This window comes from Archangium sp. (genome assembly GCF_057119385.1).
In genome coordinates, this window is record NZ_DBNGVP010000153.1 from 47943 (window position 1) to 63524 (window position 15582).

Annotated in this window: 15 protein-coding genes; 5 read left to right on the top strand and 10 right to left on the bottom strand. The window is 69.9% G+C overall.

What is annotated here, in order from left to right; genetic code table 11:
* The first annotated feature begins 33 nt into the window (after window positions 1-33).
* Window positions 34-651, top strand: a complete 618-nt coding sequence (clpP, locus tag AC16DP_RS35960; protein WP_043389552.1) for an ATP-dependent Clp endopeptidase proteolytic subunit ClpP — start codon at window positions 34-36, stop codon at window positions 649-651.
* 227 nt (window positions 652-878) lie between these two features.
* Window positions 879-1151: a hypothetical protein gene (locus AC16DP_RS35965; RefSeq protein ID WP_329733820.1), complete on the top strand. Its 273-nt coding sequence runs from the start codon at window positions 879-881 to the stop codon at window positions 1149-1151.
* A 6-nt stretch (window positions 1152-1157) separates the two neighbouring features.
* Here AC16DP_RS35965 and AC16DP_RS35970 read toward each other — a convergent pair whose 3' ends face one another.
* The 3 genes from AC16DP_RS35970 to AC16DP_RS35980 all read right to left on the bottom strand — a co-directional run bounded on the left by AC16DP_RS35970 (window position 1158) and on the right by AC16DP_RS35980 (window position 5130).
* Window positions 1158-2144 carry an alpha/beta fold hydrolase gene (locus AC16DP_RS35970; protein WP_329733819.1) on the bottom strand — a complete coding sequence of 329 codons (987 nt, stop codon included), beginning with the start codon at window positions 2142-2144 and terminating at the stop codon, window positions 1158-1160.
* An 88-nt stretch (window positions 2145-2232) separates the two neighbouring features.
* Window positions 2233-3915 carry a bifunctional metallophosphatase/5'-nucleotidase gene (locus AC16DP_RS35975; protein ID WP_329733818.1) on the bottom strand — a complete coding sequence of 561 codons (1683 nt, stop codon included), beginning with the start codon at window positions 3913-3915 and terminating at the stop codon, window positions 2233-2235.
* Window positions 3916-3954: 39 nt separating this feature from the next.
* On the bottom strand, window positions 3955-5130 hold the full coding sequence (locus AC16DP_RS35980) for an SRPBCC family protein (RefSeq protein WP_329733817.1): 1176 nt from the start codon (window positions 5128-5130) through the stop codon (window positions 3955-3957).
* 178 nt (window positions 5131-5308) lie between these two features.
* Between AC16DP_RS35980 and AC16DP_RS35985 the strand changes: the two genes are divergently transcribed.
* Entirely contained in the window at window positions 5309-5581 is a 273-nt protein-coding gene (locus tag AC16DP_RS35985; RefSeq protein WP_329733816.1) for a hypothetical protein, read from the top strand.
* Window positions 5582-5620: 39 nt separating this feature from the next.
* On the top strand, window positions 5621-6190 hold the full coding sequence (lepB, locus tag AC16DP_RS35990) for a signal peptidase I (protein ID WP_329733815.1): 570 nt from the start codon (window positions 5621-5623) through the stop codon (window positions 6188-6190).
* Between the two features lie 50 nt (window positions 6191-6240).
* Here the strand turns inward: lepB and AC16DP_RS35995 are convergent, their stop codons facing one another.
* The 7 genes from AC16DP_RS35995 to AC16DP_RS36025 all read right to left on the bottom strand — a co-directional run bounded on the left by AC16DP_RS35995 (window position 6241) and on the right by AC16DP_RS36025 (window position 14026).
* The gene (locus AC16DP_RS35995; RefSeq protein ID WP_329733814.1) at window positions 6241-6462 is read right to left on the bottom strand and encodes a hypothetical protein; all 222 of its coding nucleotides are present in this window, start codon (window positions 6460-6462) and stop codon (window positions 6241-6243) included.
* A 200-nt stretch (window positions 6463-6662) separates the two neighbouring features.
* The gene (locus tag AC16DP_RS36000; protein ID WP_329733813.1) at window positions 6663-8486 is read right to left on the bottom strand and encodes an AMP-dependent synthetase/ligase; all 1824 of its coding nucleotides are present in this window, start codon (window positions 8484-8486) and stop codon (window positions 6663-6665) included.
* Between the two features lie 36 nt (window positions 8487-8522).
* A complete protein-coding gene (locus AC16DP_RS36005) occupies window positions 8523-10004 on the bottom strand; it encodes a hypothetical protein (protein ID WP_329733812.1) in 1482 nt (493 codons plus the stop codon).
* Window positions 10001-10360 carry a hypothetical protein gene (locus AC16DP_RS36010; RefSeq protein WP_329733811.1) on the bottom strand — a complete coding sequence of 120 codons (360 nt, stop codon included), beginning with the start codon at window positions 10358-10360 and terminating at the stop codon, window positions 10001-10003. Before AC16DP_RS36010 ends, AC16DP_RS36005 begins: the two co-directional genes overlap by 4 nt.
* Window positions 10357-12822 carry an Hsp70 family protein gene (locus tag AC16DP_RS36015; RefSeq protein ID WP_329733810.1) on the bottom strand — a complete coding sequence of 822 codons (2466 nt, stop codon included), beginning with the start codon at window positions 12820-12822 and terminating at the stop codon, window positions 10357-10359. Before AC16DP_RS36015 ends, AC16DP_RS36010 begins: the two co-directional genes overlap by 4 nt.
* A 61-nt stretch (window positions 12823-12883) precedes the next feature.
* A complete protein-coding gene (locus tag AC16DP_RS36020; RefSeq protein WP_329733809.1) occupies window positions 12884-13312 on the bottom strand; it encodes a hypothetical protein in 429 nt (142 codons plus the stop codon).
* 51 nt (window positions 13313-13363) lie between these two features.
* Complete coding sequence (locus AC16DP_RS36025; RefSeq protein WP_329733808.1) at window positions 13364-14026, bottom strand: hypothetical protein; 663 nt, start codon at window positions 14024-14026, stop codon at window positions 13364-13366.
* 130 nt (window positions 14027-14156) lie between these two features.
* Here AC16DP_RS36025 and AC16DP_RS36030 point away from each other — a divergent pair, with 130 nt between their 5' ends.
* Entirely contained in the window at window positions 14157-15581 is a 1425-nt protein-coding gene (locus tag AC16DP_RS36030; RefSeq protein WP_329733807.1) for a WGR domain-containing protein, read from the top strand.
* Window position 15582 lies beyond the last annotated feature (1 nt).

Sequence of the window (15582 nt, forward strand, 5' to 3'; positions counted from 1 at the left end):
CCCGGCGGGAAGGCGGATTAGTGTTGGAGGGCCATGAACATCCCCTTCGTCATCGAGACCACCCACCGGGGTGAGCGCGCATACGACCTGTACAGCCGGCTCCTCAAGGACCGCATCGTCATGCTCGGCACGCCAGTGACCGATGAAGTGGCGAACATCATCGTCGCCCAGCTCCTCTTCCTCGAGTCCGAGGACCCCGACAAGGGCATCAACCTCTACATCAACTCGCCCGGAGGTTCGGTGACGGCCGGTCTGGCCATCTATGACACGATGCAGTACGTCAAGTGTCCGGTGTCCACCATCTGCATCGGCCAGGCGGCCTCGATGGGCGCCCTGCTGCTGCTCGCCGGGGCGCCGGGCAAGCGCTACGCCCTGCCCAACGCGCGCATCATGATCCACCAGCCGCTCGGCGGCGCCCAGGGTCAGGCCTCGGACATCGACATCCAGGCCAAGGAAATCCTCCGCCTGCGCTCCTACATCAACGGCCTCATCGTGAAGCACACGGGCCACACCGTGGAGCGCATCGAGAAGGACACCGAGCGCGACTACTTCATGAGCGCCGAGGAGGCCCGGCAGTACGGCATCCTCGACGAGGTGGTGACCAAGCAGGTGCTCTCGCCCGCGGTCAACACCAACAAGGACAAGCTCTAGGCCTTCACCCGCGGACGGTGGGCGCAAGGGCTGCGGTCCGGCATTCCCGGGCCGCAACGCTTGCGTGCCGGGCGCCGGGGCTTTCGTCGCGTCGCGAGGGAGCCTCCCTTGGCACGGGCCATGCTCACCTTTGGACTGTCATGGTCCCTCTCCGCCCCGCCATTGCCCTCGTTCTCTCCTCGACCCTCCTCGGCGTCGGTTGCGCCGGACCGGCCCAGGAGCGCCGGATGTACCCCGAGCCCTCCAACACCGTGCAGCAGGAGCTCGGCTACCGCGACGTCGTCCGCATCGGCCAGGAATACGCCACCTCCTCCGGCTATGACGTCGTGGAGGTCGCCGAGGCCGTGCAGACGCGTCCCAACTACTGGCGCATCCGCTTCGGCCTGGCTCCCCGGGGCTCGGGCAAGCTGCTGGATGTCGAGTTCGACGAGGCCCGGCGCCAGGTCGTCGGCTCCACCGAGGTGGGTGGCGCCGCCGGCCGCGTGACGCCGGGTCCTTGAGCCTGCCTACGGCAGCGACGACAGGAACTGGTTCACGTCGTAGGCGAAGCGCTCCGACTCCTCCAGGTAGGGGAAGTGCGCGCTCTGCTCGTACTCGAGGAAGGTGGCGTGGGGCAGTGACTGCGCCAGCGCCTGCATGCTCTCCAGGCCGATGGAGTGGTCGTACCGGCCCGCGATGACGAGCACCGGCGCGGTGACCTTCGCGGCGGCCGGGAAGCGGTAGCGCTGCAGCTCCGTGGAGAACAGCATGCGGGACAGCTCGCCCGTGTTGCGCAGGCCGCTCTCCGCGTCCACCGCCTCCTGCATCTGCTGGTACATGGGGGCGCGGAACTGGAGCTGGTTGAAGAAGGCCTGCCCGTCCATGCCCCGCAGCGCCCGCATCACCTGCGCGTAGTCCGAGGTGTCTCCCGAGGCGCTCGCCGGCGCGGTCATCTTCCCGGGGTGCAGGCGCTCCAGCTCGCGCTTCCAGGTGGCGAAGGTGCTCGCCGCGTCGGAGAAGCCGCTCACCACCACCAGGCCCGCCACGTGCTCGGGGTAGCGCGCCGCGTACTCCAGCGCGAGCGTCCCGCCGAAGGAGTGGCTCAGCAGCACCCAGCGCTCCACGCCCAGCTCCTGGCGCAGCGCCTCCAGGTCCGACACCAGCACGTCCAGCGAGTAGCGCCCATCCCACGGACGCTCGGAGCGGCCACAGCCGCGCTGGTCCAGGTACACCATGCGCCGGCCCTTCTCCAGGTGCGGCCCCATCAGCCGGGCGAAGCTGTAGCTGTTGTGCCCGGGGCCTCCGTGCAGGAAGAGCACCGGGGCGCGCCCGGCCGGAGTCTCTCCGGCGATGCGGTAGTACAGCCGCACCCCGTTGATGACGCGCTGGTGTTCTCCCGGGGCCAGCGGGGGCCCGGCGTGGGTATCGGACAGGGGCACGTGGTGCGCACAGGCGGTCACCAGGGCGGACAACAGGACGGCACAGGCCAGGAAGCCAGGACGCGAGAAACGCATGGCCCCTATGTGGTGTCTCCCGCCCGGGGTTGCCCGTGCCCCGCGCGGGAACTGTCCACGGTTGTCCGGCGCGACTGTTGGCTGGCGGCTATTGCGCCCGCTGGATGCGGTTCGTCTCGGGCGGGGGCTGGGGCGAGCGGGCCTTCAGCCACGCCTCCATGGCGTCCACGTCCAGCGGGCCGCCGCGCCGCTCGGTGCCCTCGGTGAACACCCGGAAGCTGTCGCCCCCATTGGCCAGGAAGCTGTTCACCGTCACGCGGTAGCGGCCCGCCGGGTCCACGGGCGCGCCATTGAGCCGCATGCTGGCCGGGTCCACCTTCTGGCCCACCGGCGCCGAGGCCTTCCACGTGTAGCCGAAGCCCTGGGACGGCTGGAGGATGCGCACCAGGGTGCCCTCCCACTGCTCCTCCAGCAGCGTGTGCAGCTGCGCGCCGGTGAGCGTCATCGTCACCAGGGCGTTGCCGAAGGGCTGCACGCTGAAGGCCTCGCCATAGGTGACGTCGCCCGCGTCGATCTCCGCCCGGATGCCGCCCGGGTTGATGAAGGCCACCTGGGCCCCGGCGTCCTTCGTGGCGGCGAGGTGCGAGTCGGCGATGGCGTTGCCCAGGGTGGACTCGCCCGAGGGCCAGCGCTGGGCGTTGGGCTGCTGGAGCGGTGCCGTCACCTGGCCGAGGACGCGGTTGCGCCGGGGGGCGGACAGGCCGTCATAGCGCTCGACGAGCGCCTGCACCTCGGGGACGCCCTCGGTGTCGCGGGTGACGGGCAGGTTGCGCGCGGTGATCTCCACCACGTCCCCGGTGGCCCCATCCAGCACCAGGTTCATGGCCGTGATGAGCCGCCCGTAGGAGGCCGCGCTGGTGACGCGCTTGCCGGCGATGACGCAGTTGTAGGCCTGGTGGGTGTGGCCGGAGATGACGGCGTCCACCTCCGCGTCCATGCGCTGGACGATGTCCACGATGGGCCCCGAGATGCCCTCGCAGCCGTCATAGGAGCCCTTCTGGACACCGCCCTCGTGGATCAACACCACGATGGCCCGCACGCCCTGCTTCTTCAGCTCGGGTACCAGGGCGTTGACGGTGTCGGCCTCGTCGCGGAACTGGAAGCCCCGGATGCCGGCGGCGTCGACGATCTCCGGCGTGCCCTCGAGCGTCATGCCGATGAAGGCCACCTTCACGCCCTCCACCTCGCGCACGCCGTAGGGCGGGAAGAGGGTGGTGCCCTGGGCGTCCATCACGTTGGCGGAGAGGAACTTGAACGTCGCGCCCTCGAAGGGCGTGCCGTCCTGGCAGCCGTCCACCGGGTGGCAGCCGCCCGTCTGCATGCGCCGCAGCTCGGTGGTGCCCTCGTCGAACTCGTGGTTGCCCACGGCGTTGAAGTCCAGGCCCGCGAGGTTCATCGCCTCGATGGTGGGCTCGTCGTGGAAGAGCGCGGAGACGAGCGGGCTCGCGCCGATGAGATCTCCCGCGGACACGATGACGGTGTTCTTGGGCGCGAGCTCGCGCAGCCGGGCGAGGTGGCGGGCGAGGTGGGTGGCGCCGCCGGCCTTCACCCGGACGGGGCTGCCATCGGGGTTGCTGCCCGTGCGCAGCTCGCCCGAGGAGCCCTCGGGGGGCGCGAGGTTGCCGTGGAAGTCATTGATGGCCAGCACCTGCAGGGACACCTTGCGGGGGCGGAGGTCCGCTGTGGGGGCGCTGCCGCCGTGGACACAGGACAGCAGCAGCGAGGCGGTGAGCAGCAGGGGCGGGAAGCAGCGGGGGGGAGGGAGGCGCATGGGGGGCCCCTATACACAACCCGCTGCCTCGGGGCACCCTCAGTGGAGGGGCCGGGGTCCGGTCCACTCCGGCATCGAGGGGGACACCTGTTCGCGCGGGGCCTTGCCCGCCTCAATGAGCGACTTGAGCCGCATCAGGTCATCATCCATCTGCTTCTTGGGGTCGGCCCCCAGCAGCCGGGCGAAGGCGTGGCCCAGCGCGCCCGCGGGCGGGTGGTAGCACATGCGGATGTCCAGCCGCGTGGAGCGCCCGCCGTGGCACGGCGCGAAGTGGATGGTGCCGGCGTTCTCCACCGTGGAGCCCTCCACGCTCTTCCAGGCGAGCACCTGGTGGGGGATGAGCCGGGTGACGATGGCATCCCACTCGAAGGCGATGCCGGCCGGGCCCTTCACCCGCCAGTGCGAGCGGTCCTCACCGCTGGTGCGCACCTCCTCCACGTGGCTCATGAAGCGCGGGAAGTTCTCCATGGCGCGCCAGAAGCCGAACACCTCCTTCACCGGGGCGTGGACGATGATGTTCTTGTGGACGTCGATGGCCAGCCGCCGGCCGCCCACGCCGGTGAGGTTCCTGAGCCCGATGTTGGTGATGCTGCGCAGGGTGAGGAGCGAGCCGAGCAGCAGCGAGCCCAGGCCGCCCACGCCGCCCCGGTTGAGTCCCCACGTGAGCAGGCTGGCGCCCCCGAGCCCCGCCACGAAGCGCGCCGCGGGGGACCAGTTGTGCTGGAGGAACTCGGGCCGGTCTCCGGGCCGGATGCTGCCGCCCTGTAGCTCCGGATGGCCGCCGGGTTGCTCGAAGACCTGGAGGTTGTCCGTCACATCCAGCACGCCGCGCACGTGCGCGATGCGCGAGAGGATTCTCGGATATTCGGCCTCGAGCGCGACGCCGTCGAGCCGCACCCGGCCCTGCTGGACGCTCACGTGGATGGCGTGGGTGTGCGAGCACACGCGGCCGAGCGCCGAGCGGATGCGGGCCTCGATGGTCCGGTCGTCCACTTCCTCCCGGCGCATCCGTCCCAGGGTCTCGAAGACGAAGCCGCGCGTGCGGTGGACGATGTCGCGCACCACCACCTCGGCCGCCTCCCCGGTCTCGTGCACGACGTGAAGGGCCTTGTCGTGCACCACGGCCCGGCGCCGCCGGCCATTGCGCGGGTCCGTCAGGTACATGAGCCCCGCGCCCAACCCCACTCCGCCCACGAGCGACCCAAGAACTCCCATCGGAACTCTCATCTCCCGCCCTCCTTGGAACTCCGGTGCCCCCAACGTGGGGCTGACGGGCGTGCTCGACAGCAGGCGGGCGAGGGGTTGTCTCCCTGGCCGTCTCATACCTGTCCCCACCTGGATGCGCAGATTGGGGACGCTGGACGCACGGTCCGGTCACCACCGAGGGGGACACATGCCCGAGAAGACGCCGACGACACCTGGAGCACCCATGCACGAGCCGGAGCCGCGCAAGGCCCCCAATCAGGAGCCGGGTCCCACGCCGTCCCCGGAGATAGAGCCGCCCACCCGGAGGCACCAGCCGGAGATAGAGCCGCCTTCCCGGCGCGAGCCGCCCATGGAGGAGCCGGGACGCCAGGCGGAGCCGGAGCTCACTCCGCCGGGCATCCACGAGGCGCCGGACCCCGGCGGGCAGCCGATGGGCTCGCCCCCCGACGTCATCGCGTGAGTGCCGCCGTCTCCGCGCGCCGGCGGTAGACTCCGGCGCGTGGACGAGGCCGCCAACGACAGCGAGGCAAAGCGCCGGGCCGGGACGAGGGGCCGGACGTGGAGCGGGCTCGTCCTGGTCGCGGTGGCCCTGCTGCTGGCGGTGCTGGTGCGCGTCTTCGTGGCGGAGCCCCGGTTGATCATCTCGGACTCCATGGAGCCGGCCCTGGCGTATGGGGATCGGCTGCTGATGGAGAAGGTGTCCTACCGGCTGCACCCACCGCGCGCCGGGGACATCGTCGTCTTCGAGCCGCTTCCGGGCGTGGACCGGCGGGGCGCGCTCCGGGTGGAGGCCCACGTCAAGCGGGTCATCGGTCTGCCGGGGCAGGTGGTGCAGGTGCACGAGGGCCGGGTGCTCATCGACGGGCAGCCGCTGCGCGAGCCCTACGTGGCCGAGCCGCCCGCGTACGAGTGGGGACCGGCGCGAGTGCCCGAGGACATGCTCTTCGTGTTGGGGGACAACCGCAACGCCAGCGCGGACTCCCACGTCTGGGGATTCCTGCCGCGGCGCAACGTGCTCGGCCGGGTGGGCCTGCGATTCTGGCCCCCCGGGCGTGCCGGGAGCCTCTGAGACGCACCCGCGGAGACGGGCGGACGCCGGCTCCGCGGGGGGAGCGGCGGCTAGCAGCCGTCGCTGCAGTTGTTCTCGCAGGAGGCGAGGCGGGACTCACAGGTCGCCAGGCAGGAGGCGCTGCCGGCACAGCCCGTGACGCACCGGTCGTAGGTGGGCAGACAGCTCGAGCAGCACGGGATGGCCGCCGTCTCCTCGACACCCGTGGTGGCACCCAGCACGCCACCCACCGCCACCGCCAAGCCAAACAGCGCGATCTTCAGAGCCTTCATGTGGTTTCCTCCCTTGTCGAGGTACACGCAACGGCAGTCATTGCCGTGGCGTGTCCAATACCTACCAAAACGAGCCAGACAGGACAACAAGTTCAAATCCGTATATCCAGATTTGATGGTGTTGGATTGATCCAGCGGGGAGCGGATTCGGTGTGTCTGTATTTGTCTGGAGGGAGTGTGGGTGGGCCAGGAGGGTGGTGTCAGTCGCCTCCGCCCCCGCGCTCGAAGAGCTGCGCGATGACCTGGGCGTAGTGCTCGGCGACGATGTGGCGCCGCACCTTGAGCGAGGGCGTCAGCTCGTTGCGCTCGATGGTGAAGTCCTGGGGGAGGAGGGCGAACTTGCGGATGGACTCCGCGCGCGACACCGAGCGGTTGGCGCCCTCGATGGCCTGGCCCACCTCGGTGCGCAGCGCGGGGTCCTCCAGCAGCGACTCCAGGGGCTGGCCCTCCTTGCCGTTCTTCTTCGCCCATTGCTTGAAGGCGCCGGGGTCCAGCGTGACGAGCGCCGCCACGAAGGGCTTGCCCTCGCCCACCACCAGGGCCTGGCTGACGAGCGGGTGCTCGCGGATGCGGTCCTCCAGGGGCCCCGGCGCCACGTTCTTTCCGGCGGCGGTGACGAGGATCTCCTTCTTGCGGCCGGTGATGCGCAGGAAGCCCTGCGCGTCCAGGCTCCCGAGGTCTCCCGTCTGCAGCCACCCGTCCGGGGTGAAGGCGCGCTGGGAGGCCTCCTCGTTGTGCCAGTAGCCCTGGAAGATTTGAGGGCCCTTCACGAGGATTTCGCCGTCCTCCGCGATGCGCACGGTGGTGCCGGGCAGCGGACGGCCCACGGTGCCGATGCGCGAGGCCTGGTCGGAGTTGATGCTCAGCACCGGGCTCGTCTCGGTCATGCCGTAGCCCTCGAGCACCTGCACGCCCATGCCGTTGTAGAAGTGGTTGAGCCGCTCCGGCAGGGGCCCGCCGCCCGACACGACGAAGCGCAGCTCGCCGCCGAGCACCGAGCGCAGGGTGCGGTACACGAGCCGCTCGAACACCGCGTGCTGCAGCCGCGCCACGAGCGAGACGCTGCCCGCGGACTGCTCGCGCGAGTACCGGATGGCCGCGCCCGCGGCGAGGGTGAACACGTGTCCGCGGCCCGCCTGCTCGGCCTTCTGCTGCGCCTGCTGGAAGACCTTCTCCAGGACGCGGGGCACCGTGCCGAACCAGGTGGGCCGCACCAGGGCCAGCTCCTCGGTCAGCTTGCCGGGGCTGGTGGCGAAGGCCACCGCGTTGCCGCGCTCCACGGACGCCAGGAAGAGCATCTTGGCCAGCGCGTGGGCGAGTGGGAGGAACAGCATCGTCCGGTCCTCGGGCGTGATGATGTTGCCCGCGTAGCCCAGCACCTGCAGGGCGTTCATCCGGAGGTTGCCGTGCGTGAGCTCGCAGCCCCGGGGCCGCCCGGTGGTGCCCGAGGTGTAGATGAGGGTGGCGAGGTGGCTCGTCCTCAGCCCGGACAGCCGCTCGTCGAGCCGGGCCTCGTCCACCGCGTCCCCGCGCTGCTGGAGGTGCTCGAGCGCCGCCTGGTCGATGACGAAGGTGTGGCGGCAGGACGGGAGCCGGTCCGCGGCCTGCCGGTAGAGGCCGTGCAGGGTGTCGGTCTCGAAGAAGGCCACCCCCGCGCCGCTGTCCGAGAGGATCCACTCCACCTGCTCGGCGGAGGAGGTTTCATAGATGGGCACCGTGGTGGCGCCGGTGGCGAGGATGGCGTAGTCGAGCAGCACCCACTCCACGCGCGTCTTCGACATCAGGGCGATGCGGTCACCCGGCTCGACGCCGAGCGAGAGCAACCCCCGGGCGAGCCGGCGCACCGTGCGAACGATCTCCGCGGCGGTGAGGGGCTCGAACCTGTCCCCCACGCGGCGCGAGAACAGCGTCTTGTCCGGCGTCTTGCGAGCGTGCTCCAGGAGGGGTTGGAGCAGGTGTGCGTCCTGCGCGAGCGTGACCTGCCCCTGACCCACGGCTTCCTTCGTCTGTGTGCTCCCACTCATATAGGGCGCACACCATCATGCTGGAGGCCGGGATTGCTACGGGTTGCAGCCGACGTTGTTCTGGTAGCGACGGCAATCCTCCTCGGTGCCCACGTCGCGCGACTCCTCAAGCAGCCAGCGGAACATGCCGTTGGCGATGGCCTTCTCCTGGCGCTCGTTGAACAGCCACGCGCCCAGGTTGCAGAGGGGGACGTTCACCGCGTCGAAGGCGAGCCGCCGCACCTCGAGCCCGCCGAGCTGCGTGGCCAGGGTGCACTGGCGCTGGAGGGCCAGGAAGTGCCGCCACTCCTCCTCGCTGGCCAGGGGCCGCCGCTCCGCGAGCCGGTCGCTCACGTCCTGGGCGGCGGATTCGATGCGCTCGAGGAGCTCGTTGCGGACGCGGTAGGCCACGTTCTCCACCATGTCGCTGCCGGGCTCGAGCTGCGCGAGCTTCACCTCCCGGGCCAGGGCCCAGGCCGCCAGCTCCTCGGCGACCTCGTCCTCGAGCACGTCCAGGGCCTCGGCGCCCGCGTGGGGGCCGAGTCCCTGTGCCCGCTCCGCCGCGAGGTCCTGCACCTTCGATGAGGCCAGTGCCTCGTCCCAGGCGACCGCCGCGGCGGAGAGGGCCACCGCTTCGTGTCCCACGGGCACCCGGGCGAGGGCGGCATGCAGCTCCAGCGCGCGTGCCAGGGGATCCACGGCCTGGGTCTCGCCCGCCTCCAGGTCCAGCAGGGAGAACGGGCGGCGAGGTGTCCCCCACGCGCGCTTCAGCAGGGGCCAGGTGGACCTCCACCGGAGGGCGAGCACCCACCACACCCCGAGGGGCAACCTGCCCGCGCGAGGCTCGGCGAGCAGGCGCCGGGCCGAGGCACGGAAGAAGGCGGCGAGCGAGTAGGAGCCGCTGCCTTTCAGGGAGAGTTCGAGCACCTCGCGCCACCGTCCGTGGGCGGCGGCGTCGGCGAGGCACCACTCCAGCGCCAGCTTCCGGGCGAGCCGGGGCGCGACGCGCTTGTCGAGGAGGCTCACGCTGCGGCACAGGACGCGTGCCGTCTCGAGGTCTCCGCGCGAGGCGGCCATCAACCCGTGGGCGGCGATGCCGGCGCCTCGCAGCGGGCTGTCCGCCTCTTCGAGTTTCTTGTCCACCCAGGCGCGATCCTCGGGGGAGGGATTGCGCGCACGCAGGAGCGCCCAGACGGCGGCGAGCGCCACCCCACCCCGAGCGTCCGAGCCCCAGCTCGCCATGGCCAGGTATCCGAAGCGGGATGCCCAGCGTGGCCAGCCCAGCGGGATGAACACGTGGCGGGCGACGGTCCAGGGAAAGCACATGGCGATTCCCAGTGGGATGACCGGCCCGAGGAACCACATCCCCACGACGCACCCGACCCAGGCGCACAACGTGACCGGGAAGACGAGGACGATGGTGAGGAAGAGATAGCTCGTGTTCGTCACGTAGGGAGACGTCTGCTGCTGCCCGCCCTGATTCCCGCTCAACAGCCGGATCGCGACGATGACGCCGATGATGGCTCCGAAGGGAATCATTCCGGCCTCCGCCACCCGAGCCGCACCGGGGCCTCGGGCCAGGGGGCGGGCTCCTCCTTCGCGGGGGCCTGGGCCGCCGGAGTCCCCGGAGGCAGCTGGGCCCAGAGCGCGTGCTGGAGCCGGGTGGCGGGATCTCTCAGGGTGGCCATGGAGGAGCGGACGAGCTCGGCGGTGCGCGGCATGCGGCCCACGGGCGTGTCGTAGTGGGCGGCCTCGGAGAGCCCCAGCTCCAGCATGGCGAGCAGCTTCTGGCCCTCGCGCTCCACCTCCATGCGGGTGCACGAGGGGCGCAGGCCCAGCACGTGGAAGGCGTTCTCCCTGAATCGGGAGAAGACGTCCCTGTCCGTGAGGCTCATCGGACCCCCGAGTCGTGCGCCAGCCGTCGCTCCTGCGCGTCCTCCGGCAGCAGCCGCCACAGTTGCTCCACCACCTGGCGCAGCTCCTCGCGGCGCTGCTGCTCCAGGGCACGCCGGCCTCGCTGCACCAGCTCCTCGGCCTTGGCCACGTCGGAGGCCTCGGACACGCGGCTGGCGGCGGAGTCGAACTGCCACTCCCACGCGGACGGGTGACGGTAGAAGGCCGCGTTGCCCAGCTTGCGCACGCTGCGCAGGTGCCGTTGCAGCTCCACCGCCTGGCGTCCGGCGCGCGCCCGCTCACAGGCCCTCATGGCCTCGTCGAGCAGCTTCTGCTCCGTGGGGCTGCCGAACTGCGCCACCCACGAGGACGCGACGGCGAGCTCCTCGCGCACCGTCTCCTCCAGCTCCGGCCAGCGCAGGCCCGACTCCGCCTGCTCCAGCTGGGCGTCCAGGTCCAGCAGCCCACGCCGGGCCTTCTGCCCCGCGTCCGCGTCCCCGCCGCGCGCCGCTTCCACGTCCCGTTCGATCTCCGCGAGCGCCTGGTCCGCCTGGGCCAGACTGGCCACCACCGCGGGGACGCCCCGGCGGAAGGCCGAGGAGCGCAGCAGGGACAGCCGCTCGCGGGCGGCGGTGAGACCCTCCTGGAGCGACTCGGGGGTGGCGTCCGGCACCTGGAGCTGGGCCACCTGCTCGAACACCTGGCTCAGGGCGGGCACCAGCGCGCGGGCCGACAGCCGGCCGCCCCGGTCCAGCTCCAGCGTCAGCTCCACCTCGGCATCGGCGGGCAGCGAGGCCTTGATCTGATCTCCCCGGATCTCCAGCGCGCCCACGAGCCGGCACAGGTGGGCCCACTCGAGCTCGCCCTGGACGATGGGGATGCGCAGGACGTTGCCGGTGGAGCCCTTGGCCACGGCCTCGACGGTGCGCTGGCGGAAGGTGCGGCGGGCGGGGAGGGGAGCGCCGCGCTCGAAGTAGACGCGCACGGCGTTGTTGGCGAGCGCCACGCCGATGCTGCGCGACAGGGGCGGGTCGCTCAGGGTGAGGCCCTGGACGATGGTGAACGAGGCGGGCGACAGGGGGACGGGCTTGCCATCGGCGCCGATGCCCTCCAGCCGGAAGGTGTTTGGCTTGCGCGGGACGAGCTCCACGGAGAGCACGAAGGCGCCCTCGGCGGAGAGCGGGGAGTCGGGGCTGCTCCAGCCACCGTCCGCCCGGACGAGCCGGACCAGGGCTGGCTTGGGGCCCGAGTCACCCTCGACCAGACGGCCCACCACGTGCGGCGACAGGTCCGAGCTCATGGCGGGGTACTGGAGCCACACCTTGCGGCCGGAGGGCTGGGGCGTGGCGCTGGTGGCGGTGGGGCGGCCATCGAGCCCGGACGAGGCGGCGTAGAGCGCGGCGCCCTGGGCCACGAGCGTCATGGGGTCCAGGTCGGTGGCGAAGGGCGCACCGAGCGCGGCCTGCACCTGGGCACGGAGGGAGGGCATGGCGGTGGGGCCGCCCACCAGCACCACCTTGCCGAGCTGCGAGGGCTCCAGGCCATGCGAGGCGAGCAGCCGCAGGCAGACGTTGATGGAGCGCTGGACGAGGGGGGCACAGGCGGCCTCCACGCGGGCGCGGGTGAGGACCACGTCCACGTCCACGGGGCCGTTGTCGGTCTCGAAGGCGCCGGGCACGAGGAGGGGCAGCTCGTCGGTGCGGGACAGCTCGATCTTCGCCTCCTCCACGGCGCGCTTCAGCTTGCGCAGGGAGGTGGCGTGACGCGGGTCGGCGCGGCGGATGTCGACGCCCTGGGTGCGGAGCAGCTCGGCGAGCACCTCGTCGACGATGGCCTGGTCGAAGTCTCGGCCGCCGAGGAAGTTGTCGCCGTCGTGGCCGACGACGCGGAGCAGCCCGTCACGGGTCTCGAGGAGGGAGACGTCGAAGGTGCCGCCGCCGAGGTCATAGACGAGCCAGCTGCCCTCGTCGGAATCGGCGCTCCAGCCGGCGGCGAGCGCGGAGGCGACGGGCTCCTGGATGAGCTCGACGCGGGAGAAGCCTGCGAGGCGTGCGGCCTCGGAGGTGGCGGCGCTCTGGGGGAGCTCGAAGAGGGCGGGGACGGAGATGACGGCGCAAGTGGGGGCCACGCCGAGTTGCTGTTCCACGTCCTTGCGGAGGGACTTGAGGACCTCGGCGGCGAGCTCCTCGGGCCTCTTGGAGAGCTTCGCGGCGGCGAACTCGAGGGCCTGGGAGGTGCCCATGAGGCGCTTGAACTCGGAGCGGGTGTTCTGGGGGTCCGAGTCGATGAGCCGGCGGGCGCGGTCTCCGACGGTGACGGCGCCGCGCGCGTCGATGCGCACCACGGAGGGCGTCAGGTTGGCGCCCTGGGCGTTGCGGATGAGCGTGAGCTTCTCGCCATCGAAGGCCGCCGCGGTGGAGTTGGTGGTGCCGAGATCGATGCCGATGTACAGCGGTGTGGCCATGATGGCGGCGGAGCATACATGGCGGCACCGGGCTGGTGCACCCGGGCTGGGTCTGATTCCGTTACCGCTTCGAGAGGATACGCCCTTTCCCGTCGATGGCGTACTCCGCGCCCGCGTCGGGCACGATGAATCCGGGAGCGCACTTCGACAGGTCCGGGGAGAGCAGCACGAAATAGAGATTCTCGTTGGCCTGTGTGACGACCGTTCGGTATATGTCCCAGCGCGCGAGACATTGGAACTCGGGACCGTCTTGGTCTTCTGCCTTGATGTGCGGTGGCAGGTAGTCGTTCATGGCAACAGCCAGGGCCTTCGTCATGGCTCCATTGAGGCGGACGCCACCTTCATATGTTTTTGGAAAATGGATTTGGGCTGCCTCCTCGGGAGGAGCCATCTCCGCCTTTTGATATTTGTGATACCCGAGTCGTTCGAGCAGCACGCAACCCGAAAGAGTCCAGGAGCACAGGAGTATGGAGGGGAGGAGGTATTTCATGTCATCCCATGTCGAGTGGAATAGGAAGCTCGATGGCTGATAGCGGATTGCTCAAGGGAGCCAGTCCTTGCCCTCATACAAGCGGATGTAGCCCATATCATCGTAAACCTCGCCAATGGGCATCCAGCTCCCCTTGCGCAAGGCCGAAACGATGCGGGTGGAATTGTTGTAGCTATAGGCCCGGCATTCGCCTGTCTTTTCCCTGAAGAAGACCATGAGTTGGCGGTCCCATACCTTTCCGGTTCCCGTGTCGAAAAATCTCACGGGTTTCCAATGCGCAGCCGCACTCAGGTCCCGTGCCGAGAACTCCCGGTTGTTCGGATGGGTATGTATTCCCCCGAGGAGAATGGCATTGGAGTGGGTTGGATCATTGAGGCTGTTGGGCAGGGTGCAGCTTTTGACGAGAGGATCCCAACTGCCTCGGATGTCGGAGAGATAGCTGAGGAAATACGCGTTCTCTTCCCGAGAGTGGTAGTACAGGGCGCAATACTCGAACCCATACGGCCCATTGGAGGCACCGGGTTGGCGGGTCATGATGTCGCAGGATTTTTCGGCCAACTCCTCCAACGTGTTGAAGGGACCCGCTAAAGGGCCATCCACTTGAAGGCGTCCGTCTGGCAGGCGTCGCACCCGGACATCGGGGTTGTTGCTGGCACAGCCCGGGGCGCTTCCGAGCAGTGGTAGCAGGAGCAGCCAACAACACTTGGTGCGCACTCCGCCTCCTTGAGCGTCGATACCTCTCGAGGAACGATCATCTTGTCCGGACGGATTTGGAGTCAAGGCTTCCACGATGTCAGTGCCTCGGACTACTCTGCACGTACTGCGTCAGCAGGGGGACCTGAGAATGGCCGAGGATTGGACGTACCTGGAACTGTCGGAGGCGGGTGGCGGCTCGCACAAGTTCTACGAGTTGAAGGTGGAGGGCAACTCCATCACCGTCCGCTACGGCCGCATCGGCGACAAGGGCCAGACGCAGGTCTCCGAGTACCCCTCTCCGGACAAGGCGCTCGCCGAGGCCCGGAAGAAGATCAACGAGAAGGTCCGCAAGGGCTACGCCCCCGCCGTCATGGGCCAGCGCCAGAAGCGCTCCGTCACCCGCCGGGAAATCACCAGCGGCCGCTCCAATGCGACTCAGGCCCCGCTCCTGTGGAAGTTCAACTCGGGAGACCGCGCCTTCGGCATCTTCGTGGACGACGCGCGCTGCTGGGTAGGCAACGAGAGCGGCTCCATCTACTCGGTGAACCACGAGGGCCAGACGCTCTCCCAGTTCCGCCTCGCCGATGGCGTGAAGTGCATCGTCGCCGATGACCGGTGGCTCTACGCCGGGTGCGACGACGGCCGCGTCTATGACCTCGGCGGCAAGGTGCCGCGCGTCGCGTACAACATCTCCGAGTCCGTGGACATCTACTGGCTGGACATCAAGGACGGTGTCCTCGGCGTGTCCGACGCGGGCGGCAAGCTCACCGCCATCAACCACGAGGACGAGTCCCAGTGGGAGAAGCAGAGCGTGGGCACCCACGGGTGGATGGTGCGCTGCGACGAGCTGGGCATGTACCACGGCCACGGGCGCGGCGTGACCATGTACGACTGGGAGGACGGCCGCGAAATCTGGCACCGCCCCACCCAGGGCAACGTCATGTTCGGCTGGCAGGAGGAGTCCTCGCTCTACGCCTGCACCAACCTGGGCTTCGTGCACCGCTTCACCAAGAAGGGCGATGTGGGCCACGTCATGAAGTGCGACGCGGCCGTGTTCTCCTGCGCCGCGGTGGATGACGGCCGCTACGTCTTCGCTGGCGACAACATGTCCAGCGTCTACTGCTTCAACGACAAGGGCGAGCGGCTCTGGAAGCTGTCCACCGGGTGCGGCTCGGCCTTCTCCATGCAGTTCTTCCAGGACCGGCTCTACCTCGTCACCACCGACGGCGTGCTCGCCTGCATCGACGCGAGCGAGAAGGCCATCCAGGCCGCCCAGTCCGGCTCGGTGCCGCAGGCCCGCAGCATCCAGGCTCCCAAGCCCGTGGCCGCCGTCCCCACCGGCACCATCGAGACGACGCGCGAGGCGGGCCGTGGCGTCGTCGTGGAGTGCTACCAGGACGGGCCGCAGCTGCGCGTGCGCGTGGTGTCCCCCGGCTACCACTCGGACTGGCACGTGCAATTCCCCAAGGACATCCGCGAGGCGGGCGGCCGTTACGTCGTAGAAGGGGTCCGCGAGTCCGCGCGCGGCGGTTTCTACCGCGCCTATGGCGACATCCGCAGACTGGTGAGCTGAC